The 22,179-nt window shown below is 71.8% G+C and carries 22 protein-coding genes; 11 read left to right on the plus strand and 11 right to left on the minus strand.

What is annotated here, in order from left to right; all coding sequences use genetic code 11:
* The first annotated feature begins 57 nt into the window (after window positions 1–57).
* Complete coding sequence (locus HUT10_RS01440) at window positions 58–213, plus strand: hypothetical protein (protein ID WP_176169521.1); 156 nt, start codon at window positions 58–60, stop codon at window positions 211–213.
* Between the two features lie 12 nt (window positions 214–225).
* On the opposite strand, the gene HUT10_RS01445 is transcribed toward HUT10_RS01440, so the two are convergent.
* The 5 genes from HUT10_RS01445 to HUT10_RS01465 all read right to left on the minus strand — a co-directional run bounded on the left by HUT10_RS01445 (window position 226) and on the right by HUT10_RS01465 (window position 4,861).
* Window positions 226–1,161 (minus strand): zinc-binding dehydrogenase, encoded by a 936-nt coding sequence (locus HUT10_RS01445; protein WP_254896607.1) that lies wholly within the window; start codon window positions 1,159–1,161, stop codon window positions 226–228.
* Window positions 1,162–1,167: 6 nt separating this feature from the next.
* Window positions 1,168–2,028: a dioxygenase gene (locus HUT10_RS01450; RefSeq protein ID WP_176169522.1), complete on the minus strand. Its 861-nt coding sequence runs from the start codon at window positions 2,026–2,028 to the stop codon at window positions 1,168–1,170.
* A gap of 11 nt (window positions 2,029–2,039) precedes the next feature.
* Entirely contained in the window at window positions 2,040–2,834 is a 795-nt protein-coding gene (locus tag HUT10_RS01455; RefSeq protein WP_176169523.1) for a citryl-CoA lyase, read from the minus strand.
* On the minus strand, window positions 2,827–3,984 hold the full coding sequence (locus HUT10_RS01460) for a CaiB/BaiF CoA-transferase family protein (RefSeq protein WP_176169524.1): 1,158 nt from the start codon (window positions 3,982–3,984) through the stop codon (window positions 2,827–2,829). Before HUT10_RS01460 ends, HUT10_RS01455 begins: the two co-directional genes overlap by 8 nt.
* 67 nt (window positions 3,985–4,051) lie before the next feature.
* Window positions 4,052–4,861 carry an IclR family transcriptional regulator C-terminal domain-containing protein gene (locus HUT10_RS01465; protein WP_176169525.1) on the minus strand — a complete coding sequence of 270 codons (810 nt, stop codon included), beginning with the start codon at window positions 4,859–4,861 and terminating at the stop codon, window positions 4,052–4,054.
* A gap of 148 nt (window positions 4,862–5,009) precedes the next feature.
* Here HUT10_RS01465 and HUT10_RS01470 point away from each other — a divergent pair, with 148 nt between their 5' ends.
* Both HUT10_RS01470 and HUT10_RS01475 read left to right on the plus strand, forming a co-directional pair.
* Window positions 5,010–6,428: an amidohydrolase family protein gene (locus tag HUT10_RS01470; protein ID WP_176169526.1), complete on the plus strand. Its 1,419-nt coding sequence runs from the start codon at window positions 5,010–5,012 to the stop codon at window positions 6,426–6,428.
* A 16-nt stretch (window positions 6,429–6,444) separates the two neighbouring features.
* Window positions 6,445–6,939, plus strand: a complete 495-nt coding sequence (locus HUT10_RS01475; protein ID WP_176169527.1) for a hypothetical protein — start codon at window positions 6,445–6,447, stop codon at window positions 6,937–6,939.
* 26 nt (window positions 6,940–6,965) lie between these two features.
* Here HUT10_RS01475 and HUT10_RS01480 read toward each other — a convergent pair whose 3' ends face one another.
* Complete coding sequence (locus tag HUT10_RS01480) at window positions 6,966–8,453, minus strand: right-handed parallel beta-helix repeat-containing protein (RefSeq protein WP_176169528.1); 1,488 nt, start codon at window positions 8,451–8,453, stop codon at window positions 6,966–6,968.
* A gap of 597 nt (window positions 8,454–9,050) precedes the next feature.
* On the opposite strand from HUT10_RS01480, the gene HUT10_RS01485 reads away from it, so the two are divergent.
* The gene (locus HUT10_RS01485) at window positions 9,051–9,887 is read left to right on the plus strand and encodes a hypothetical protein (protein ID WP_176169529.1); all 837 of its coding nucleotides are present in this window, start codon (window positions 9,051–9,053) and stop codon (window positions 9,885–9,887) included.
* Window positions 9,888–9,941: 54 nt separating this feature from the next.
* On the opposite strand, the gene HUT10_RS01490 is transcribed toward HUT10_RS01485, so the two are convergent.
* Both HUT10_RS01490 and HUT10_RS01495 read right to left on the minus strand, forming a co-directional pair.
* Window positions 9,942–10,853 (minus strand): hypothetical protein, encoded by a 912-nt coding sequence (locus tag HUT10_RS01490; protein ID WP_176169530.1) that lies wholly within the window; start codon window positions 10,851–10,853, stop codon window positions 9,942–9,944.
* Between the two features lie 8 nt (window positions 10,854–10,861).
* The gene (locus HUT10_RS01495) at window positions 10,862–11,425 is read right to left on the minus strand and encodes a hypothetical protein (RefSeq protein WP_176169531.1); all 564 of its coding nucleotides are present in this window, start codon (window positions 11,423–11,425) and stop codon (window positions 10,862–10,864) included.
* 182 nt (window positions 11,426–11,607) lie between these two features.
* Between HUT10_RS01495 and HUT10_RS01500 the strand changes: the two genes are divergently transcribed.
* The 3 genes from HUT10_RS01500 (at window position 11,608) to HUT10_RS01510 (ending at window position 15,096) form a co-directional block, all read left to right on the plus strand.
* The gene (locus HUT10_RS01500) at window positions 11,608–12,267 is read left to right on the plus strand and encodes a DUF4255 domain-containing protein (protein WP_176169532.1); all 660 of its coding nucleotides are present in this window, start codon (window positions 11,608–11,610) and stop codon (window positions 12,265–12,267) included.
* Window positions 12,264–14,249, plus strand: a complete 1,986-nt coding sequence (locus HUT10_RS01505; RefSeq protein ID WP_176169533.1) for an ATP-binding protein — start codon at window positions 12,264–12,266, stop codon at window positions 14,247–14,249. Before HUT10_RS01500 ends, HUT10_RS01505 begins: the two co-directional genes overlap by 4 nt.
* Window positions 14,250–14,352: 103 nt before the next feature.
* Complete coding sequence (locus HUT10_RS01510; RefSeq protein ID WP_176169534.1) at window positions 14,353–15,096, plus strand: DUF4157 domain-containing protein; 744 nt, start codon at window positions 14,353–14,355, stop codon at window positions 15,094–15,096.
* Between the two features lie 10 nt (window positions 15,097–15,106).
* On the opposite strand, the gene HUT10_RS01515 is transcribed toward HUT10_RS01510, so the two are convergent.
* Entirely contained in the window at window positions 15,107–15,604 is a 498-nt protein-coding gene (locus HUT10_RS01515; protein ID WP_176169535.1) for a HEAT repeat domain-containing protein, read from the minus strand.
* On the minus strand, window positions 15,601–18,825 hold the full coding sequence (locus HUT10_RS01520) for a hypothetical protein (protein WP_254896608.1): 3,225 nt from the start codon (window positions 18,823–18,825) through the stop codon (window positions 15,601–15,603). The genes HUT10_RS01515 and HUT10_RS01520 overlap by 4 nt, the downstream gene beginning before the upstream one ends.
* Before the next feature lie 192 nt (window positions 18,826–19,017).
* Between HUT10_RS01520 and HUT10_RS01525 the strand changes: the two genes are divergently transcribed.
* Genes HUT10_RS01525 through HUT10_RS01540 form a run of 4 tightly spaced genes read left to right on the plus strand, consistent with a single transcriptional unit; the run spans window position 19,018 to window position 21,660 of the window.
* Entirely contained in the window at window positions 19,018–20,571 is a 1,554-nt protein-coding gene (locus HUT10_RS01525) for a phage tail sheath subtilisin-like domain-containing protein (protein WP_176169536.1), read from the plus strand.
* Between the two features lie 15 nt (window positions 20,572–20,586).
* The gene (locus tag HUT10_RS01530; RefSeq protein ID WP_176169537.1) at window positions 20,587–21,030 is read left to right on the plus strand and encodes a phage tail protein; all 444 of its coding nucleotides are present in this window, start codon (window positions 20,587–20,589) and stop codon (window positions 21,028–21,030) included.
* Window positions 21,031–21,034: 4 nt separating this feature from the next.
* Window positions 21,035–21,505, plus strand: coding sequence for a hypothetical protein (locus HUT10_RS01535; RefSeq protein ID WP_176169538.1), 471 nt, complete (start codon window positions 21,035–21,037; stop codon window positions 21,503–21,505).
* Window positions 21,502–21,660, plus strand: coding sequence for a DUF6760 family protein (locus HUT10_RS01540; protein ID WP_003098516.1), 159 nt, complete (start codon window positions 21,502–21,504; stop codon window positions 21,658–21,660). Before HUT10_RS01535 ends, HUT10_RS01540 begins: the two co-directional genes overlap by 4 nt.
* A gap of 194 nt (window positions 21,661–21,854) precedes the next feature.
* Here the strand turns inward: HUT10_RS01540 and HUT10_RS50295 are convergent, their stop codons facing one another.
* Entirely contained in the window at window positions 21,855–22,151 is a 297-nt protein-coding gene (locus HUT10_RS50295) for a hypothetical protein (protein WP_176169539.1), read from the minus strand.
* Window positions 22,152–22,179: the final 28 nt, after the last annotated feature.

The raw sequence follows: 22,179 nt of genomic DNA on the forward strand, positions 1-22,179 counted from the left end.
GAAGCGGTTTGGAAGCCGGATCGCGCAGAATGCGGGGGAACGCGAAGGAGCCCATCGATGAAACGTGCTGTAGCTGCCGCTCTGCTCACCGCGGCCGCGCTCGCCGTGCTCGCCCCCGTGGCGTCCGCCTCGAGCGACCCCAACCCGGTGGGCGGGGTGGGAAGCGGTCCCTACATCGGCGACGTGCCGAAACCCGGTCCTGGGGGTCAGTGACCGAACCGCTTCTCACGGCACCAGAACGACACGGCCCGGGCGGCGCCACGCCCGGGCCGCGTCCTGGAGCGGGACCCGCTCGTAGCCGACCGTCAACGCCCCTCGCACCGCCTGGTCCACCACCGTGAGCAGCGCTTCCCGGCGTTCGCCCGCGCTGAGCTCGTTGTTCGTGTAGCCGAGGATCCGCAGAGACCGGCTGCGCAGCAGGGCCGACGGCACCGGGCACACCTCGCCGGCCGCGCTGCCCAGGTTGACCAGCCGCCCGCCCGGGCGCAGGGTCCGCAAGGCCGCCACGGCCGGGAGCCCGCACACCGGATCGATCACCAGGTCGACCGGGCCGGCCACCGCGGACAGCCGCTGCGCCAGCTCGTCGGCGTCCTCGCCGTCCTCGAGCCGGACCGTGCCGTCCGCGCCGGACGAGCGGGCGCGGTCCAACGCCGCCTCGGAGCGCGCGCACGCGATCACCCGCCCGGCCCCGGCCACCCGAGCCAGCTGGACGGCCGACTGGCCGACCACCCCGCCCGCGCCGAGCACCAGCACCGTCTCACCCGCGGCCAGCCCGCCCGTGCCCGTCAGGCACCGCCACGCCGCGACGGCCGACAGCCCGAGCGCCGCGACCAGCGTGTGATCGGCCCCGTCCGGCAGGACGACCACGTCGGCGGACGCGGCCACCGCGTGCTCGGCCATGCTGCCGTCCCCGGGCTGCATGCCCGCCGCGGTGGCGAACCAGACCGGCCTCCCCGCCCGCTCGCCCACCCCCTGCACGCCCGGCACGTACGGCGTGGCCGGTGCGCCGAAGTAGGACGTGCCGGACGCGCACAGCAGATCGAGCGGGGTGATCGGCGCCGCCGTCACCCGGACGGCGACCTCGCCGGGTCCGGGGACCGGCTCGGCCCGGTCCACCACCACCGGGGGCTGCCCGGCGGTGCGGATCTCCGCCGCGCGCACCGGCGGTCAGACCGGCTGCAGGACGAAGTCGTAACGCGCCTCGAGCCACGGCTCCGCCGACGTGCCGCCGTCCGGCGTCGGCCCCGGCTCGCGCGGCTCGAAGGCGACCACCAGCTCCTGCTTGGTGCCGAACACCACGTCGCTGTCCAGGTACTGCGCGCCCTCCTGGAACAGGTGGGTGATCAGCGGCTCGTAGCCGGCCGCGTTGATCAGGAAGTGCACGTGCGCGGGCCGGAAGTGGCTGATGTCGGTGCCGCGGATGAGCGCGCCGACCGGGCCGTCCATCGGGATCGAGTACCCCTTCGGCGCGATCGTGCGCAGGCAGTACGTCCCGTCGGCGCGGCTGGTGTACTTCGCGCGCAGCCGGGCCTCGTCGATGTCCGGGATCTGCGACTCGTACGCGCCTTCCTCGTCGGCCTGCCAGACGTCGAGGACCGCGCCGACCACCGGGAAGCCGTCCAGGCCGCGGACCGTGCCGGTGATGTACAGCGGCGTGCCGGGCAGGCCGTCGGACATGTCGCCGCCGAACTCCTTCTCCGGCGAGCCGTCGATGTGGAAGGGGCCGAGCACGGTGGCCGGGGTCGCCTTCGCGTCGAAGGCGTGGTTCATCTGCACTACCAGCATGCTCAGCCCGAGCACGTCGGAGGCGAGGATGAACTCCTCCCGCTTCTCGTCGCTGATCTGCCCGGTCTCGGTCAGCCACCGCATCGCGGCCATCCACTCGGTCTCGCTGAGCCGCACTTCGCGGGCGAAGGCGTGCAGGTGGCGCACCAGCGCCGCCATCACCTCCGCCGTCCGCGGATCGTGCGCGCTCGCCCAGCGCTGCGCGGCGAGCTCGGTGATGTTGTCCTCGGTGACCAGCTGCATCGGCGTTCCTCTCACGCGTGCGGATCCGGCGGGACCGACCGGTTGTTCAGGTCGACGGACAGGAAGACGTCGTTGGCGACGGGGTGCCGCAGCTCCTCGGCGAGCTGGCCGATCAGCCCGGCGGTCCTGGCCAGCAGCGCGAACCCGCGCAGCAGCTCCAGCGGCAGCCCGAGGTCGGCGAGCGCGGCCCCGCAGACGCCGGCCCCGTTGAGCGGCAGCGTCCGGCCCAGCACCTGCGGGTGCACCCGGCCGATCGCGGCGAACAGCTCCAGGTGCGGGCCGCGCAGCCCCTCTTCGGCGGCGATCGCGAACAGCCGCGGGGTGCGCGGGTCGCCGTCCTTGTGCACGTGGTGCCCGAGGCCGGGGACGAACTTCTTCGCCGCGCGGGCCTTTTCGACGGTGGCGAGCGCGAGCGCGTCCCACCCGGCCTCGTCCGACGGCCGTTCGCCGGCCTCGGTGAGGACGTCGTGCAGGAACCGGCCGCAGTCTTCGGTGACGCCGAGGAAACGCGACCCACCGCCCAGCAGGCCGGCCGCCAGGGCACCCTGGACGGAGTCCGGCGCGGACAGGTACGTCAGCCGCGTGACGATCGCGGTCGGGGTGAAGCCGTGGTCGGCCAGCGCGGCCAGCACCGCCTCGAAGACCCTCGTTTCCCCTGGGGACGGACGTCGCTGGGTCGCCAGCCAGAAAGCGAGCTCGCCGAACCCGACCTTCCCCATGACGTCCTCGGCGAGGTCCTGCCCGAGCAGGGTGATCTTGTCCTTCGTGGACGCACCGAGGGCGGTTTCGTAGACCGGGTCAGCCATCGGCGGGCTCCGTCAGCCACGTTCGCAGTTCGGCACCGTGCTCGTCGAGCTCCGGCGGCGGCAGCCGGTACCCGGCCGGGGTCGCGGAAAACCGGATGGGGTGGCGGGTCGTCGGGACCGCGCGGTCGCCTTCGCCCACCTCGACGACCGGGTCCAGCCCGAAGCGCTCGGCCATCGCGAACCCGCCGTCGATCGTGTTGATCGGTCCACACGGGACACCGACCTCGGTCAGCGCGTCGAACCAGTCCACCGCACCGCGTTTCGCCAGCCGCTCCACCAGGATCGGCCGCAGCTCCTCGCGGTTCTCGGTGCGGTCGGCGTTGCGGGCGAACCGCGGGTCGTCCGGGATCTCGGGCAGGTCGAGGACCTGGCACAGCCGGCGGAACTGCCCGTCGTTGGCCGCGGCGACGATCAGGTCGGCGTCGGCGGTCGGCAGCGGTTCGTAGGGGAAGACGCTGGGGTGGGCGTTGCCCATCCGGTAGGGCACCACGCCGCCGGCGGCGTAGGCCGAGCTGTGGTTGACCAGGCCGGTCAGGGCCGAGGACAGCAGGTTGACCTCGACGTGCTGGCCCTCGCCGGTCGCGTCGCGGTGGCGCAGCGCGGCCAGGATGCCGATCACCGCGTGGTTGCCCGCCATGACGTCGAACACCGAGATCCCGGCCCGGTACGGCGGTCCGTCCGGATCGCCGGTCAGGCTCATCAGGCCCGAAATCGCCTGCACCATCAGGTCGTAGCCGGGAACGTGCGCGCCTTCGCCGGCCCCGAAGCCGCTGATCGAGGCGTAGACGCTGCCGGGGTTGGCTGCCCGGACCGCCTCGTAGTCCAAGCCGTACTTGGCCAGCCCGCCGGGCTTGAAGTTCTCGATCAGCACGTCCGCGCGGGCGGCCAGCTCGCGGGCGAGGACGGCGTCGGCCTCGTCGCGCAGGTCCAGGGCGATGGAGCGCTTCCCGCGGTTGACGCCGAGGTAGTAGGTCGAGACGTCCCCGCGCACCGGCGGCATCCAGGTGCGCGTTTCGTCGCCCTGCGGGCCCTCGACCTTGACGACGTCGGCGCCCATGTCCGCCAGCAGCATCGTGGCGTACGGGCCGGCCAGCACCCGCGAGAAGTCCGCGACCAGCAGCCCGGACAGCGGGCCGGTGGGTGGTTCCACGCAGTGCCTCCACTCGTGTCCGCCTGTCGGACTAGTGTCCGCAGTCTGCTCCCGAGTGTGCCTGCGGTCAAGACACCGCCGGGACGGTGACGTGCGGGACCTCGTCGAGGCGCGCGAAGTCCGCGCTGATCTCCCCGGCGGTCTGCAGCAGCAGGGGCAGGTGGTGGTCGAGCAGCTTCTCCACCGGGGTCTCGGCGGCGTGGCAGTTGACGTTGACGCCGGCGATCACCCGCCCCGCCCCGTCGCGCAGCGGCGCCGCCACCGACCGGATCCCGAGCGTGAGCTGCTCGTCGGTGAGCGCCCAGCCGCGGGCCCGGACCTCCCGCAGCGCGGCGTCCCGCTCGGCGCGGTCCGGCTGCCAGCGCGGGACCAGCCCCGACCGGGTCGGCTGGGCCAGCACCGCCTCCAGCTCGTCCGGCGGCAGTGCGGCGAGCTGCACCTTGCCCAGCGACGTCGGCAACGCCGGGAACCGGGTGCCGATCTGCACGCTCAGCCCCACGATCTTCGGGACCGCCACCCGGGCGACGTAGACGATGTCGGAGCCGTCGAGCTGGGCGATCGAACACGATTCGCCCGTGCGGGCGACCAGGCGTTCCAGGTGCGGCCGGGCGACCTCCCACAGGCCCATCGACCGCACGTAGGCCACGCCGAGGCCGAGCACCCGCGGGGTCAGGGCGTAGCCGCGCCCGTCGGTGCGGACGTAGCCGAGCTCTTCGAGGGTGAGCAGGATCCGGCGGGCGGTCGGGCGGGCCAGCCCGGTCGCCGCGGCGACTTCGGCGAGCGTCATCTCCGGCCGCTGCGGCCCGAACGCGGTGATCACCTCGAGCCCGCGCGCCAGCGCCTCGATGAAGTCGGGACCGGTTCCCTCGCGTGGCATTGCGCCACCCCTCTCTCCGATCGGGTCCACCCGCAGCGTAGCCGCGGGGATTGACACCGGCGCGGCACTGGGCAAAGGTGACGGCACCCGGCGAGTGTCCGCTGAGCGGACAAGTGTACGCACTGACGCGTGACAAGTGGAGGCAGCCATGTCCGGATCGATCGTCCTGCGGGGTGGCACGGTGCTGACCCTCGACGACGCGCGCCGCGTCCTGCCCGGCGAAGACGTCCTGGTCGACGGCGACCGCATCGCCGCGATCGGACCGGCGCTGGAGGTCCCGGCCGGCACCACCGAGATCGACGCCTCCGGCGGCATCGTCATGCCGGGCATGATCGACACCCACCGGCACCTGTGGCAGACGGCCATGCGCGGCTACGGCGCCGACTGGACGCTGACCCAGTACTTCGTCTGGTACTACCTCGAGTGGGGCAAGGTGTTCCGCCCCGAAGACATCCACGCGGGCAACCTGCTCGGCGCCTGGGAGGCACTGGAGGCCGGCGTCACGACCACCGTCGACTGGTCCCACGGCCTGCGGACCACTGCGCACGCCGACGCGGCGGCCGACGCGCTCGAAGCCGTCCCGGGCCGGTTCGTGCTCGCCTACGGCAACATCCAGGACGCCCCGGCGAACTGGACGGCCACGCCGGAGTTCCGCGACTTCGTCGCGCGCCGCACCGGCGGCGGTCTGGAGGGCTTCCAGCTCGCCTTCGACGTCACCGGTGACCCGGCGTTCCCGGAGAAGCCCGCGTTCGAGGTGGCCCGCGAGCTCGGCCTGCCGGTGACCACCCACGCCGGTGTCTGGGGCGCGACCGGCGACGACGGCATCCGGCTGATGTACGACCACGGGTTCATGACCCCGGAGACCGTCTACGTCCACGGCGCGTCGCTGTCGGCCGACTCCTACCACCGCATCGCCGCCACCGGCGGCTCGGTGTCGGTGTCCACCGAGAGCGAGCAGAGCGCCGGGCAGGGCTACCCGCCCACCTGGGCGCTGCGCAAGTACGGCATCCCGGTGTCGCTGTCGATGGACACCTCGGTCTGGTGGAGCGGCGACCTGTTCTCCGCCATGCGCGCCACCCTGGGCGCCGACCGGTCCCGGGAGCACCTGGAGGCCCAGGCCAAGGGCGAGACGGTCACGCACGCGGCGCTGCGCGCGGAACAGGTCGTGGAGTGGGCCACCCGCGGCGGCGCGGCGGCACTGGGCCGCTCGGACCTCGGCAGCCTCGAGGCCGGCAAGCAGGCCGACGTCGTGCTGCTGAAGAACGACGCGTCGCCGGTGTCGTTCCCGCTGCTCAACCCCTACGGCCACGTGGCGTTCCAGGCCCAGCGCGCCGACGTGCACACCGTCCTGGTCGGCGGCCGGGTGGTCAAGCGCGACGGCCGCCTGGTCGGCGCGGACCTGCCCGCCGTGCGGCGGCACGTCGAGGCGACGGTCGGGTACCTGCGCGGGCAGCTGGGGGAGGAGGCGTGGCGGCAGGGGATGAACCCCGACGTCCCGGAGACCAAGATCCTCGACAACCCGTACACCTACACCGACTACCAGAGCGACCGCACCCACGGCGGCTGAGCTACCGTTCCCGTCCGTGGTCCAGGTCTTCGTGCAGCCCGCCTACGGCACCGCGGACGCCCGCCGCTACGGCGCGGAGTCCCTCGACCGGACCGTGCCCTTCCGCGAGTTCGCCGACCTGCTCGACCCCACGGACCTCGCGCGTCTCGACGCGTTGCACCCGGGCGGGCGCGCGCGGTTCTGGGGCGCCAAGGACAAGTACGACCGCCGGATGGACACCGTGACCACCGGCGACGTCGTGCTCTTCACCGGCCGGCGCCACGTCCAGGCCACGGCCGAGGTGGGGCACGGGTTCCGCAACCCCGCCTTCGCCCGCCGCCTCTGGCGCCCGGACCCGGGGAAGTGCCTGTTCAGCAACGTCTACAGCCTCCGCCGCTACCGGCGCGTCGGGCTGCCGTACGAAGCGGTCTGGGCGCTCCCCGGCTTCAACCCCGGCGACAACTTCATGGGCCTGCGGTTCCTCGACGCCGCCAAGTCCGCCGCGGTACTGGGGCTGCTCGCCGCGCACTGAGCTCCCGGGGACTCGGCAGCGCCCGGCTAGCAGTGCGGCATGACGTCGTCGAAGGACGCGCAGTTGTCCTGGTCCCACGGCGTCGTCTGCCACTGCTCGGCGGTCAGGATCCGGGACGTGTCGCCCGCGACGAACTTCCAGGGCCCGTAGTAGGCGTTGCTGAACCAGTAGTTGCCCTGGTCGTGCGTGATGGCGTCCTGGACGACCTTGCCCTGGTACGGCGACCAGGACGGGTAGGTGCCCCAGTTGGACAGCAGCGCCATCTTGCCGCAGGAGCCGTTCGTGCAGCCGACGCGGGCCGGGTCGAAGCGGAACGTGTTGTCGTGCACCTCGACCAGCTGGGTCTTCCACCGGCAGTCGTCGTACAGCGGCGGTGACGCGATCCCGGGTGCCGAACACCGCGTCCGGTCGGTGACGAGCTTGGTGCAGGTGTTGATCGAGGTGTTGGCCGGGCTGTTGCAGAACCGGTCGGCGTTCTCCCACGCGGTGATGCCGGACCAGTTGTCTTCGAAGGTGTTGTCGTAGACGTCGATCAGGTGCGTGCGGGCCGGCACCCGCGGCTCGCCGCCGGACTCGGACAGGTAGACGCTCGCCACCGGGAAGTTGTCGCCCTTGTCCGCACGCCGCTTGCCCGCGACCAGGCTGTTGCGCCGCAGGACGTTGTCGCGGAAGACGAGGTTGTAGCTGATCTCGTAGAACAGCGCCTCGGCGTCGTTGTCCTCGATGAGGTTGTTCTCGACCAGGAAGTCGTTGTTGTCGGTGTCGGCCCAGAGCCCGGCGCCGCGGTTGTGGTGGATCCAGTTCCCGCGCACGTCGGCCTTGTCGACCACCCAGAACTTGATTCCGCCGCTGCACCCGCAGCCGGGACTGCGCGTTTCCCAGTCGTCGGTGTTGTTGCCCGAGATTTCGTTGCCCTCGATGATCAACGCGGTGATCGTGCTGTCCGAACGGTAGGCGTTCATGCCGTACTGGCCGTTGTTGCGCAGACAGCTGTGCCGCACCTCCTGGCGCGCGCCGGCCATGATTCCCGCGCCTTTGTTGTTCTGCACGGTGGTGTTTTCGATGATCCAGTGCTCGCCGGAATCGTGGTTCACCACGCCCTGGTCCTGCGGGGCGACGAAGTTCTGGACGGTGAGCCCGCGGATGACGACGTCCTTCGCCTGCTGGGTGAAGGCCGCGCGGTTGATGCCCTGCCCGTCGAGCACGGCGCCGGGCGCGCCGAGGTAGACGTCGCCGTCCTTGGGGATGACCTGCCCGAACGGGTCCGCCGCCAGCAGGTGGGTGCCCGGGGGCAGCCAGAACGTCGTGCCGGGCGGCGATTCCTGGGACTTGCGGTAGAGGTCGCCGGGCACCGCGGCGTCGACGGTGACCGCACTCGCGGGCGCCGTCGTGTTCGCCAGTGGCTGGTGGTCGCACACCGGTCCGGGTGACACCACGGCCGCGGCCGCCGGACCGGGCGGCACGAGGAACGCGGCCAGCAGTGTGGCAGCCAGAATGACCCTGATCGGCGACATGACGGGAAACCTACGCAATTAACCTCGTTGACTGCGTGGTCCGAACGAGTCCATTTGTGCGCTTTTCGGGTGTACGAGGTAACGAAAAATACAGTGATCAGTCAACGACTGTGAATACCGTGGGAACAATGAGTGGACGGTTCTGTTATCGTGGCCGGGTGCCGTTCACCGCCCGGAATTCCCCGGCGAGCGGGCTCCGGCGGCGTGCGGCGGGGTGGGCCACCTGCCGCGCGGCGCTCGGCCGGCCGGCCGGGCGAGCGCCGCCGGTCGCCCGATGGGGTGGCGGCGGGCCGCCAGGGCGGGGCCCGGCGCCGGGCCCGGGTTTTTTTCCGTTAAACAGGGCACTACCTGAGCGAGTGATTTCACGCCATCCATTCCGATCGCTCCGGCGGTGGCGAACTAGACTGGTTCGACTCCATTCCGGATGTGTCCTCCACATGGCGGTTCCCGCGCACCGATCGGGTATTCGCGCAGGTCAAGGCGCTGTCAGTCGTGTGTCGGGGCGGTAACGTCACCTTTCGGACAGAGCTTCTGCCCCGGCTTCCGGGCCCCGAATGAAACCCGGTCGCCGCACCCAGGAAGGAACCCCGAGAAATCATGTCCACATTGCGACGACTGGCTGTCGCCGGCGCATTCGCGCTGCCGCTTTCCCTCGTCATCGCCGGTCCGGCGACGGCACACCCGCTCGACTGGCCGAACGACTCCTGGAGCGCCGAAAGCTCCAGCACCTGGGCCGGCATCGGCGGCGCGGGCACCACCGACACCGACGAAGGCGGGACCTGGTGGGGCCACCACTGGTCGGAGCAGGACTCCGCGGTGGCCGGCATCGGTGGCGCCTACGTCACCCACAGCGGCGAGTCCGGCGACCACGGCTGGCACCACACCGCGCACGACGGCTGGTACGGCGGTGATGACGACGGCGACTGCGACGACTACGACGGCGACGACAGTGACTGGAACGACGGTGACTGGAACGACGACAACCACGTCGTGACCGAGCACCACCACGCCGTGAGCCACCCGGACCCGGTGTACCACGAGCCGGCCGGTGAGGTCGTGCGTCCGGTGTACGGCGCCGACGACAACGACGCCGACGACAACGACGACGCCGGTGACGTGGGCTACTACGCCGAGCAGCACTCGGCCGGCGTGGACGGCGCGACCTCCGCGCACGTCGTGAGCCACGCGGGTGAGCACCACGCCGTGTACGAGGCGGAGAAGCTGACGGCCGGCCCGTACGGCGCATCGTCGGAGGGTGCGCACGCCCTGGCCGTGCCGGACTACGCGGGCTACCACGCCTGGTACACCACGGCCGGCGTCGGCGGGGCCGCGGCGCACTCGGTCACCTCGGTGGCCGACGCCACGGACGCGGACGACGACAACTGGGTCGTCGACCACGACGTCGACTCCGAGCACGCCTACGACGAGGACTGACCTCCACCGTCGCTGCCGAGCGAGCCGGGTCCGCACCGCGCGGACCCGGCTCGCTCAGCAGGGGGCGTCCGGATCCGCGGCCGGGGTGAACTCCAGCCGCAGCGCGTCGGTGCGCGGCAGCACGAGGGCGGTCCCGTCGGCCTTGTGCCACTGCACCGGCAGCAGGAAGTACTGGCCGCCGGACTGCAGGACCAGCTTGAGACCGGTGTACCGGTAGCGGTAGGCGGTGTCGGGGTTGCGGCACGGGGTTTCGCGCACACCCGGCGCCGTGAGGTTGAGGCTTTTCGCGCTGTAGAGAACGGTCTCCGGTGGCGCAGCCAGCGCCGCCTCGATCTGGATGGCCCGGCCGACGCCGACCGAGGCGGAGTAGTCCGCCACGGCCCAGAAGAGCCCCACGCTGACCAGTGCGAACGCCGCCATCCACTCGGCGGTCGCCACCGCGGCCGGCAGTGGCCGCCCGGACCGGGCCGCCAGCAGGCGCGAGGCGGCCACCAGGAACAGGACGCCGAGGGAGAGCCCCGCCCCGGGCACCGAGTACGACGAGGCGAAGGCCTCGGGCCGCACGACCCCGACGGTGGCGACCGCGAGCCCGGCCAGCCCGCCCACGACGGCCGCCGGGGTGGCGACGCGCAGCAGCCGCTGCCACGCCGCGTCGGCGAGCCGGGCACGCAGGAAGCGGTACAGCCACAGGAGCGCGAGCACCGCGGCCAGCACGACGGCGATCGGGGCGAAGAGCCCGTCGGCGCTGCGGACCAGGTAGTCCTGCGCGGTGAGCCCCATCGTCGAGAGCGGGACGCCGAAGTAGTCGAGCAGCCAGTTGGCGTGCTGCCTGCCGAAGAAGAACAGCAGCCCGGTGAGCACGGTCGTCGGCGCGATCACCGAGCCGAGCAGCCGCAGCGCCCGCGACGGGCTTTCGGGCTTGACCTCCGCTGCCGGCGGCCGCAGCGACCGGAGCCGTTTCGCCATGGCCGCCGCTACTCGGTGGGCGGGGGCGGCTCGGTGAAGCCGCCGCACTCGTCGGCGAGCACGAAGGTGATCGTGTCGCCGCGGTAGATGGGCACCGTCTGGGCGATGCGCTCGACCTTGCAGTCCACCTGCGGGTCCGGCGGCCCTTCGACCGTCGTCCGGAGCGTGACGCAGAGGCTGCCACCGCATTCGTCCGCGAGCTCGGCCTCGGTCAGCGGTCCGGTCTGGGCGTAGGAGCTGCCGACGATGTCGATCGGCGCGGTCCGCACGGGCGACCCCTTCGCCGGCGGTTTCGCCGTCGTGACCTTCGGCGGCGTCGGTGGCGTCGGTGGTTTCGCGGTCGGCGGCTTCCCGGTCGACGTCTTCGCGGAGGAAGAGCCGGTGGCCGCGGAAGCCGAAGCCGCCGGTCCGGTGGTCGGGCCCGGGCTGGTGGACAGCCGGCCGGCGGAGGCCGTGGTCGCGGCGCCGGTGGAAACGGACGGCGGCGGTTCCGGCGTCCCCGGTGGTTCCGGGCTGCCGCACGCGGCCAGCAGGGCCAGGGCCGTCCCGATCGGGCCGGCGATCCGTCGCATGGGTGCCTCGCGTTCTCCCCACTCCCGAAGCAGTAGTCGCCCCGGCACCGAAGGCGGTTACAAGATCGCGGTGCTGCCCGTACGGGCAGCCGGGCGTACCCGAAGGTTTGCCGCTGCGCGGCTGGCCGGTCCGGGTTCCGCCGATCATCGTGGAAGCACCGCCAGTGCGAGGAGGTCCGCCGGTGATCCACGAGGTCGACGAGGCACTGCGCCGGCTGGTGAAGGACGAGGCGCTGCGCGGCAGCGAGGTCGACGTCGCCTTCGACGCACCCACCAAGGACTGGGCCGCCCGGCGCAACGCCCCGACGGTGAACATCTACCTCTACGACGTGCGCGAGGACATGCGGCGGCGGTCGCGGGGGCTGCTCAACGAATACGACCAGCGCGGCGAGGTCGCGGCGCGGCACCTGCCGCCCAAGCACGTCAAGCTGTCCTACCTGGTCACCGCCTGGACGCAGCGGCCCGAGGACGAGCACCGCGTGCTCTCGGACCTGCTGCTCGGCCTGCTGCGCTACGAAGCCGTCCCGGCCGAGGTGCTCACCGGGTCGCTCGCCGAGACCGGCCTGCCGGTGCCGATGACCGTGGCGCTGCCACCGCCGGAGGACCGCGCGTTCGCCGACGTCTGGACCGCGCTGGGCGGCGAGCTCAAGCCGTCACTGGACGTCGTCGTCTCCGCGCCGATCCACAGCGGGCGCGTCTACCCGGCGGGCCCGCCCGCCAAGGAAGGCCTCAAGCTCGACACCGGCGACGGCGAGCTCGTCGGGCACCACGTGTCCGCGGCCGGCGCGGTCGACGGGCAGCGCCGGGTCGCGATGGCGCGCACCCACCGGAAGCCCCGGTGAGCCTGGAGTACCTGTTCGAGCGGCTGGCCCGGCTCGAACAGCGGATCCGCGACGCCGTCGACAGCCGCCGCGCGGCCGACCCGAACCCCGACGACCCCTTCCGCGGCCTGTACCTGTCCAACGAGACGATCGACGCGCTGCTGGAGGGACTCCGCGAGCCGTTCACGCCGTTCACCGACACCGCCCCGGACGGACGGCTGCGCCCGCTCGCCGAACGCGCCGGGCTCACCGGCGTTGACGTCGAGCTGCTGCTGGTCGCGCTCGCCCCCGACCTCGACAGCCGGTTCGAGCAGTTCTACGGCTACCTCAACGACGACGTGACCCGCCGCCGCGCCAGCGCCGGCCTCGCGCTGCGCCTGTGCGGCATCCCCGAGGCCTCGGCCGCCGGCCGCGCGCGGCTGGACGCCGACTCCCCGCTGATCACCTGCGGCCTGCTCGCCGTGGGGGAGGAGGAGCGGCCGTTCCTCTCGCGCACCCTGCGCGTCCCCGACCGCGTGGTCAACCACCTGCTCGGCGACGACCGGCTCGCGCCCGAGCTGGCCGGCTGCGCCCGCCTGGGCACCGAGCTGGTCGAGGTGCCGGGCCGCGAGCGGCTCGCCCGCGCCATCCGCGGCCGGGCCGGGCTGGTCTACCTCAAGGAACAGCCCGGCGGCGGTGCCGAGGAGCTCGGCGTCGGCGCGCTGGCCGCGGCCGGGTACCCGGCGCTGGTGGTGGACGCGGCGCGCTGGCAGGCCGAGCCGGGCCACGCGGAGCTGACCGCGTCGCTGCGGCGCGAGGCGCTGCTGCGCGGCGCCGGGATCGTGCTGGGCCCGGTCGAGGACCCGCGGCTGGAGGACCTGGCACACCCGGCGATCCCGCTGGTGGTGCACGGCACCGGCGCCTGGGACCCGCGCTGGAGCGCCACGCCGCCGTTGCAGCTGGACGCGACGCCGCTCGCGGGCGCGGCCCGCGCGGAACTCTGGCGCAGCCGCCTCGACGGACGGCTCGCCCCGGGCGTCGACCCCGGCGAGGCCACCGCGCACTTCGTGCTGGGGCCCGGGCAGATCGCCCGCGCGGCGCAGGCCGCGGCGGTGACCGCGCTGGCCGACGACGGGCTGGTCCGCACCGAGCACGTCCGGGCGGGCGCGCGCAGCCAGAACGCCGCCGGCCTGCAGCGGCTCGCGCGGCGGATCGAACCGGTCGTCGGCTGGGCCGACCTGGTGCTGCCGGCCGGCGTGCTGTCCCTTTTGGACGAACTGGCGGCTCGGGCGCGCTACCGCGACCAGGTGCTCGACGAGTGGCGGATGCGCCCGGGCGGCGGCCGCGGCCGCGGCGTGACCGGGCTGTTCGCCGGTGACTCGGGGACCGGCAAGACGATGTCGGCCGAGGTCATCGCCGCGTCGCTCGGGCTGGACCTCTACACCGTGAACCTGGCGACCGTGGTCGACAAATACGTCGGCGAGACCGAGAAGAACCTGGAGCGGATCTTCACCGAGGCGTCCGGGGTCAACGGCGTCCTGCTCTTCGACGAGGCGGACGCCATCTTCGGCAAGCGGTCGGAGGTCCGCGACGCGCACGACCGGTACGCCAACATCGAAAGCGCGTACCTGCTGCAGCGGATGGAGACCTTCGACGGGATCGCCGTGCTGGCCACCAACCTGCGGGCGAACCTCGACGAGGCGTTCACCCGCCGGCTCGACGTCATCGTGGACTTCCCGCTGCCGGACGTCGAGCTCCGGCACCGGCTGTGGGACCGCTGCCTCGGCACCCGGATGCCGCGGGGGGCGGACCTGGACCTGGGGTTCCTCGCCGAAGCGTTCGAGCTGGCCGGCGGCCACATCCGCTCGGCCGCGGTCACCGGCGCGTACCTGGCGGCCGAGGCGGGCCGTCCGGTGGGGATGGGCGACCTGGTCGGCGCGGTGGCCCGGGAGTACCGCAAGCTGGGCCGGCTCTGCCTCGACCGGGAGTTCGGACCCTACCTGGCGATGGTGACCGACGGCTGAACTGCCCGTCGGGGCAGCGTTCGCTGCCCGTCCGGACGGCTGCGGACCCTGGCGCTCGGCCCGCGGGCGCGGGAAGCTTTACGGGCGGTGGAGGGAGCCGAACATGCGTGGGCACAGTCACGAGAACGACCTCGACCCGACCCTGCGGCCGAAGGGCGACCGCATCGAGCGGGACGACCACGACCTCCTGGGCCGGGCCGCGGTGGCCGGCCGCACCGACGTCCTCGGCCCGGCGGGCCTGCTGGGCCTGCAGCGCGCGGTGGGCAACGCGGGGACGGCGGCCCTGGTGGAGGAGGAGCGCTCCCCGGTCCACGACGTGGTCGGCTCGGGCGGCGGCGCACCCCTGGACGCGGCGACCCGCGAAGACATGGAGGGCCGCTTCGGCGCCGACTTCTCCGACGTCCGCGTGCACACCGACGGCGCGGCCCACGACTCGGCGAAGTCGGTGAACGCCCAGGCGTACACGGTGGGCTCGAACATCGTCTTCCAGCGCGACAAGTACGACCCGGGCTCGGACTCGGGCAAGCACATGCTGGCCCACGAGCTCACGCACGTCGTCCAGCAGCGCAGCGGCCCGGTGGACGGCACGGACGCCGGCGGCGGGGTCAAGGTGTCCGACCCGGCGGACCGCTTCGAGCGCGAAGCGGTCGCGAACGCGGACCGGCTGATGTCGGCACCCGCGCCAGCTTCCGCCGTCCAGCGGTGCGAGGACGGTGGGCACGCTTCTTCGTCCGAGGAGGCGGCGGTGCAGCGGGAGGAAGCTCCCGAGGCCGCCGAAGGCGAAGAGGAGAAGATGGCGCAGACCTTCGTGCAGCGCGAGGAAGACACCGAAGAAGAGATGTCCTGACCCGCGGCGGTCAGTCCTGTCCGAGCAGCCGCTGCCACCGGGCGCGTTCCGCGGGCCGCAAGGTCGACAAGGACTCCTCGGCGGCTTGCTGCACGAGGGCGTCTTCACTCGCCAGGAGACGGATCAGCGCCTCGACCGAGTCCTCCGAGTCGTACCACCGAAGCTCTTTCGCCGCGTACCAGCGGGGGGACCGCGTGTGCCGGGCGCGGTCGGCCTCCCTGAGCAGCGTCCGGTGGATCCGGGGATCCCGATACGATTCCAGTGCCTTCAGCGCGTGCACGACGACGGATTCGGCCGGGTCGTGCTCGACCAGGTCGATCAGCAGCGGGACGGCGCGGGGGTCGTCGAGCTCGCCGAGACCGTAGGCGGCTGTCTCCCGCACTTCGGTGTCGGGGTCGCCGACCGCAGCCGCCAGGAGGTCGAACAGGCCGGGTCCCGCTTCCTCGATCGCCTTGTCGAGCCGATCCTCGCGGAGGACCGCGGCCGGGTCGCGGGACGTGCCCTTCATTTCGCTCGCTTGAGGTATTCGGCGGGGATCTGGCCTTCGATGAGAACTTCGTGGTTCTTGATCATAATCGCCTTGACGTCCCCTGCCAACCGGCGGATCTTGGGCTTGGCCTCGAGCATCATGGCGTGCACCGCCTCCGGGGTCAGGATGCGGATGACCCCCTCTTTCTCGAGCTCCTTCAGGGCGTCCCAAACAGCTTTCGCGATGTTGTCCTTCTTGGTGAACTTCGCCGCGCCACCCTTCTTGTCGCCGATGATCTCGGAGAACGAAACGTAGCGGCTGGTCATTTCGCCCTGCTTTTCGCGGACGTGCTCCCACGGAGTCTGGACGTCGGCCTCGTCCGCCGCTTCGCTGCCGAGGGGGAACCCCACCACGTCCCCTTCGCGCCACTGGTCGTCTCCCCGGAAGAGGAACTTCCTCCCGCCGGCCTCCTCGCTCGCCTTGCCCACTTCTTCGGCGAGCTTGATCGGCTCTTCCGACTCGACGTCCGCTTCGCCGACCTTTTCCTCCGCGCTGGCCGACGCCATGACCTGGAAGTGGCCGGGCTTGTCCCGGTCGGGCACCACGGTGAGCGTCTTGAGCCCTTCGGGGCGGAGCGTGCGGAGGATGTTCTCGGTCACCGCGCGCAGACCGTTCCGATCGTGGAACTTGGCTGCGGTGGGCGCGGTGAGCATGTCGTGGGCCTTCTTCTTCACCGCGCGGCTGCGCTCGTCGTCGGCGCCGCCCTTCTTCCCGCCCTTGAGCTTCGACCAGACCTTCTTGCCCGCCTTGACGATCGTCCCGACGACCGAGTCGATCACCTTCCCGACCGGCGCCTGGACCTTCTCCAGGATCGACTTGATCTTCTCCGAAATCCCGCCCAGCCCCAGCAGGCTCGCCAGGAACCCCAGCACCATCGGCAACGCCTTCGCGAGCGTCCGCTCGATCAGCCCGGCCACCGCGCCCGCGCCGCCGCGGGCGATCGACTCCACCGAGTCGAGGACCGAGTCGACGAACTCCTTGATCTGCGCGGCCTTGTCCACGAAGAACATGACGATGTCGTAGATCGCCTTGCAGGCCTTGATGAAGGCCGCCGCCGGGTTGAGCATCGAGATGATCCAGGTGATGCCCGCCTTGACGATCTTCTCGATCACGAAGTCCTTGACCTGGCCGAGCACCATCTCCTTCAGGTCGCCCAGCTTCTGCACGATCCAGCGCCACAAGCCGGGGACGCCCTCGGTGATCAGGACCTTGACCACGTCCACGGTCTGCTCCAGCTTGGCCAGCACCGGCTCGGGGATGAACCGCAGGATCCGCGCGCGGACGCTCGCCCAGGTCAGGCCCAGCAGCGACAGGACCATCCGGAGGATGCCCTTGGCGTCCAGCGCCTCCGGGATCTCGATGCCCGCACTCGCCAAGTTGCCCAGCAGCCACCCCTTCAGGCCGTCCTTGAGGTGCTGGACGATGTTGGCCCCGAAGTTCATCACCCCGGTCTTGACCGCGTTGACCAGGTTGCCGAGGAACTCGATCGGCTTCGCGATGATCAGCCCGACCGCGTTCGCGGCCCGCGACAGCACGCCGAGCAGCATGTCCTTGAGCTTGAGGATCGTCTCGATCGCGCCGCCGACGGCCTCCTTCGCCTTGCTCCACAGGCCCTTGTTCTCGGCCTGCAGCGCCTTGATCTCCTCGTCGACGGCGCTGCGGGCCTCGCTGTACTTCTGGGCCAGGTCCTCGACCAGGGCGTCCTGCTTCTCGTCGACGGACTTCTCGAGGTCGTCGAACTGGCCGCCGAACTCCTTCGCCGCGTCGCCGGCGATCTTGCGCAACGCCGGCGACTGGGACGCCACCTTCTGCTGCACGCGGGTGCGGCCGTCGGCGATCAGCTGCTTGGCCTCGCCCAGCTTCTGGCCGACGAAGTCCGCGATGTCGCCGATGACGGCCTGCATCTTCGCCTCGTAGACCTTCTTGGCCTCCAGGAACAGGTTGTTCGCTTCGGCGGGCAGGTCGGCGAAGAGGTCGTACGCCCAGCGCGCCGCGCCGGTGATCCCGTCGTAGCGCTCGTCCTTGTAGCGCTTCATCCGCGCCTGGTGGTCGGCGGTGAACGCGGCCTTCGCCTGCGCCTCACCCGCCTCGAACTTCTTCGCCACCTGATCGTCGAGCGCGCCCAGCACGCCCTCGACCTTCGTCTTGGTCTCGTCGAAGATCGCCTTGATCTCCCCGGTGATCCGCGCCCGGTCCTGCTCGTCCTTCGCCTTCGTGGCCGTCTTCGCCGCCTGGCCCCGCTGGGTCGACGACGACCGCGCCCCGGTCATGCCCGCCATCGCGGCCTGCCCGGACGCCTGGGCCGCGCCGGTGACGGCGGCCAGCTGCCCGGCCTCGGACTCGCGGACCGCGGCCGGCGCCGAAGCCGTGTGCTGCTCTCCCGCCTGCTTCGCGGCCAGCGCACCGGTGAACTCCGGCTCGTTGGACTCGGCCAGCTGCCGGTCGGTGACGCCCGCCGCGGCCATCGCGCCCTGGGTCTCGCACTGGTCGGCCCGCAGGTCGGTCTGTTCGGGCGGCGCCTTGTCCGGCGTCGCTTTGCGCGCGTCCGGCGGCGCCGGCGCGGGCACGGCCGGTGCCGCCGGCAGCGGGGTGACCGGCTTCTCCACGGCCCGGCCGGGATCCGGGGGCTCCTTCGTCCGGTCCGTGACGTCCTTGGCCGAGGCGTCCTTGCCGCTGGTGACCTTGCCCAGCACCTCGGCCTTGACCTGGTCGGCCTTGCCGGAAGTGGCGAACTTGTCGGCCTCGTCGAGGTTCTTGGGTGCCTGCTTGGCGACCGCGGCGTTCACCGCGGCGACGAAGGCCGCCTTGTCGAAGCCGGCCGGCTTCGCCGCGGCCATCTTGTCCGCTTGGGCCGCCTTGGCCTGCGCGTCCTTGTCGTCGGCGGGGGCCACGGCGGCGTCCTGCGCCTGCTTGACCTCCGCGGCGGCGGGCGGGTGCGCCTTCGCCGTGTGCGCCTTGCCTTCGACGTCCTTCTTCAGCGACTGGAACTTCGGGTCGGTTTCGGGTGTCACGCCGGGCGGGGCGACCGGGGGAGCGGGGCAGCTCTGCCGCTGCAGCGCGACCAGCCTGGACACCGCCGCGTTGCCCGCCGAGGCCTGCAGGCGCAGCAACGCGGGCGTGGTCGCGCGGCGCGCCGTCCGGGCGGGCCGCGCGGCCTGCCCGGACGGTTCCGGTGACGCCTTCTCCCGCCCCGTTGGCATGGGTTCAACTGTCGGCCCCTCCGAACCGGTTGCCAACGGCCGCACGGGCAGGCACGGCTGCCCCGAAGGGCAGTTGCCTTTAAGGGCAGAGATCGGTTCCCGCGGGCCTAGCCGCACGGTCGTTCCGCGGGGAAACCCCCGGGCAGCAACATCACCGAAGACAAGACTTGTGCGTCGACAAGGGAGGCACGCATGCCCACCTATCTCACGCCGGGGGTGTACGTCGAGGAGATCGAGGCGGGCGCACGGCCGATCGAGGGCGTGGGCACCGCCGTCGCCGCCTTCGTCGGTTTCGCGGCGGACGGTCCCTTCAACACCCCCACGCTGGTCTCCAACTGGGGCCAGTTCACCCAGACCTTCGGCGACTTCCTCGAAGGCTGCTACCTGGCCCAGTCGGTCTACGGCTACTTCCTCAACGGCGGCACCAACTGCTACATCGTCCGCATCGGCGGCTCGCGCGCCGCGGACAACGGCTCCGCCCCGAAGCAGATCAGCGCCCGCCAGGCCGTCCTCGGCGGCTACCGCTTCGTCGCCAAGGAGCTGCCGGAGGGCAAGCCGGCCGGGGAGATCACCGTCGAGGTGGCCGACCCGACCGGCGAGAACCCGGCCGAAGACCGGTTCACCGTGCTGGTCAAGCAGGACGGCAAGGTCGTCGAGACGCACAACGTGACGACCAAGCGCACCAAGGAGAACATCGTCACCGCGGTGCGGGAGAAGTCCAACCTCATCACCATCGAAGAGGTCGCCTCCGGCGGCGCGGTCACCAAGCCCGACAAGGGCACCGCGGTGCTCTCGGCCCCGCCGAAGGCGCCGTCGGCCCCGCCGGTCCCGGGCCGGGTCGCCGCGAACGACTACGTCGGCGACGTCGCCGACCGGACCGGCTTCGGCGGCCTGGAGGCGATCGACGAGATCACCATGGTCGCGGCGCCCGACCTGATGGCCGCCTACCAGCGCGACCTGATCGACCTCGACACGGTCAAGGCCGTGCAGCTGGCGATGATCGCGCACTGCGAGCTGATGGGCGACCGGATGGCGATCATCGACCCGCCGCCTGCGCTCAACCCCCAGGAGATCCGCAGCTGGCGGATGGACGCGGCCGGGTACGACTCGAAGTACGCCGCGCTGTACTACCCGTGGGTCCAGGTCCTCGACCCGGCCTCGGGCACCAACACGTACATCCCGCCGAGCGGCCACATGGCCGGCGTCTGGGCCCGCACCGACGCCACCCGCGGCGTCCACAAGGCCCCGGCCAACGAGGTCGTCCGCGGCGCGCTCGCGCTCGAGACGCACCTGACCAAGGCCGAGCAGGAGCTGCTCAACCCGATCGGCGTCAACTGCGTGCGGTCGTTCTCCGGCAAGGGCATCCGGGTCTGGGGCGCGCGGACGCTGTCGAGCGACCCCGCGTGGCGCTACCTCAACGTCCGGCGGCTGTTCAACTACCTCGAGGAGTCCATCCTCAACGGCACCCAGTGGGTCGTGTTCGAGCCGAACGACGACGCGCTGTGGGCGCGCATCCGCCGCACGATCAGCGCGTTCCTGGTGATGGAGTGGCGCAAGGGCGCGCTGTTCGGGCTCACGCCGGACGAGGCGTTCTTCGTCAAGTGCGACCGCGAGACCAACCCGGCCGAGGGCATCGACCTCGGCCAGGTGATCTGCGAAGTCGGCATCGCCCCGGTGAAACCGGCGGAGTTCGTGATCTTCCGGCTGGCCCAGATGTCCGGCGGCACCAGCCTGGTCAACGAGTGATGAAGGGGTTCTGACATGGCACTTCCCGATCTCGACAAGGCTGTCGGCCACTCCTTCGGGCTCGAGATCGACGGCGTCCAGATCAAGCAGATCTCCGAGGTCACCGGCCTCAAGATGGAGCAGGACGTCATCGAGCTCAAGCAGAACACCGCCGACGGCAAGTACGTCATCAAGAAGCTGCCCGGCCGCCCCAAGGCGGGCGAGGTCACGCTGACCCGCGGCCTCACCGACGACAACAGCTTCGAGAAGTGGGTCAAGGACGCCCACTTCGGCAAGATGGCCACGGCCCGCAAGGGCGGCGCCATCATCGTCTACGACTACGAGGGCACCGCGCTCAAGCGCTACAAGCTCACCAACGCCTGGCCGAAGAGCCTGGAGATCGGCTCGCTGAAGGCCGGCGACACGAGCGTGCTCACCGAGAAGCTCGTCATCACCTACGAGCAGATGGAAGTCGAGTGAGCCGATGCGCAGGGTGATGGCCTCGGCGCCGGTCGAGGAGGCCCCCGTTTCGCCTGGCTCGCCGGGTACTGCGGGTTCGCTGGGTTCGCCGACCGAGCGGCCGAAGCTGCGGACGGAGTTCGCGTTCGAGCTCCCGCGCGGGTACGTCGACGACGAGGGCAAGGTGCACCACTCCGGCGTGATGCGCCTGGCCACCGCCCGCGACGAGCTGATCCCGCTGCGGGACGACCGGGTGCGCGAGAACCCGGCGTTCCTGACGGTGGTGCTGCTGGGCCGGGTGATCACCCGGATCGGCGACATCACCGACGTGCACGCGGGGATCATCGAGAACCTGTTCGCCTCCGACCTGGCGTTCCTGCAGGACATGTACCGCCGGGTCAACAGCGAGGGCCACACCCGGGCGGGGGTCGCCTGCCCGGAGTGCGGCCACAGCTTCGTCGTCGACGTCGCCGGTGGCCGCCTGGGGGAATCGTGACGTACGCGGCCGACCGGCTGCACGAGGAAGTCGCGTACGTCGCCTACCACCTGCACTGGTCGCTCGACGACATCCTCGACCTCGAACACCCCGACCGGTTGACCTACGTCGCCGAGATCGCCCGGATCAACACCCGGATGAGCCAGGGACGGTGACGCACGATGTGGTTCCGCAGGAAGGAGACGGGCGCGCCGCCTGCGCCTGCGCCTTCGCCTGAGCCGGTCGCGTTGCCGGTGACGCGGGGGGAGTGGCGGACGGTGGCGCCGATCCAGCGGGTGCTGGCCGAGCACCCACTGGTCAACCCGGTGCAGCGGTTCAGCTCGACGTTGACGTCGTGGCAGAGCCCGGCCTACCTCGAGCCGCTCGGCCACCGCATCGGCCCGGCGGAGCCCGCGGGCACCATCGGCGACCTGCTGCGCCCGGCGGCCGGGAGCCGCTCGGCTCCGGCTCCGGAGAGGCGCTCCCCGGAGCCGGAGCCGGAGGCGCTGCCGCTGGTGCTGCCGGTGGTTCCGGCGGGCCCGCTGCCGGCCGGGCCGCTGGTGACGTCGTCGGTGACGCCTTCGGTGCGGACGCTGCAGGCGATCGCGTCCCCTGCGCCCTCTGCGCCCTCTGCGCCCTCTGCGTCCTCTGCGTCCTCTGTGGACACCCCGGCGCCGCCGCCAGACCCGGCCCCG

It is taken from the genome of Amycolatopsis sp. Hca4, assembly GCF_013364075.1.
Lineage (GTDB): Bacteria > Actinomycetota > Actinomycetes > Mycobacteriales > Pseudonocardiaceae > Amycolatopsis.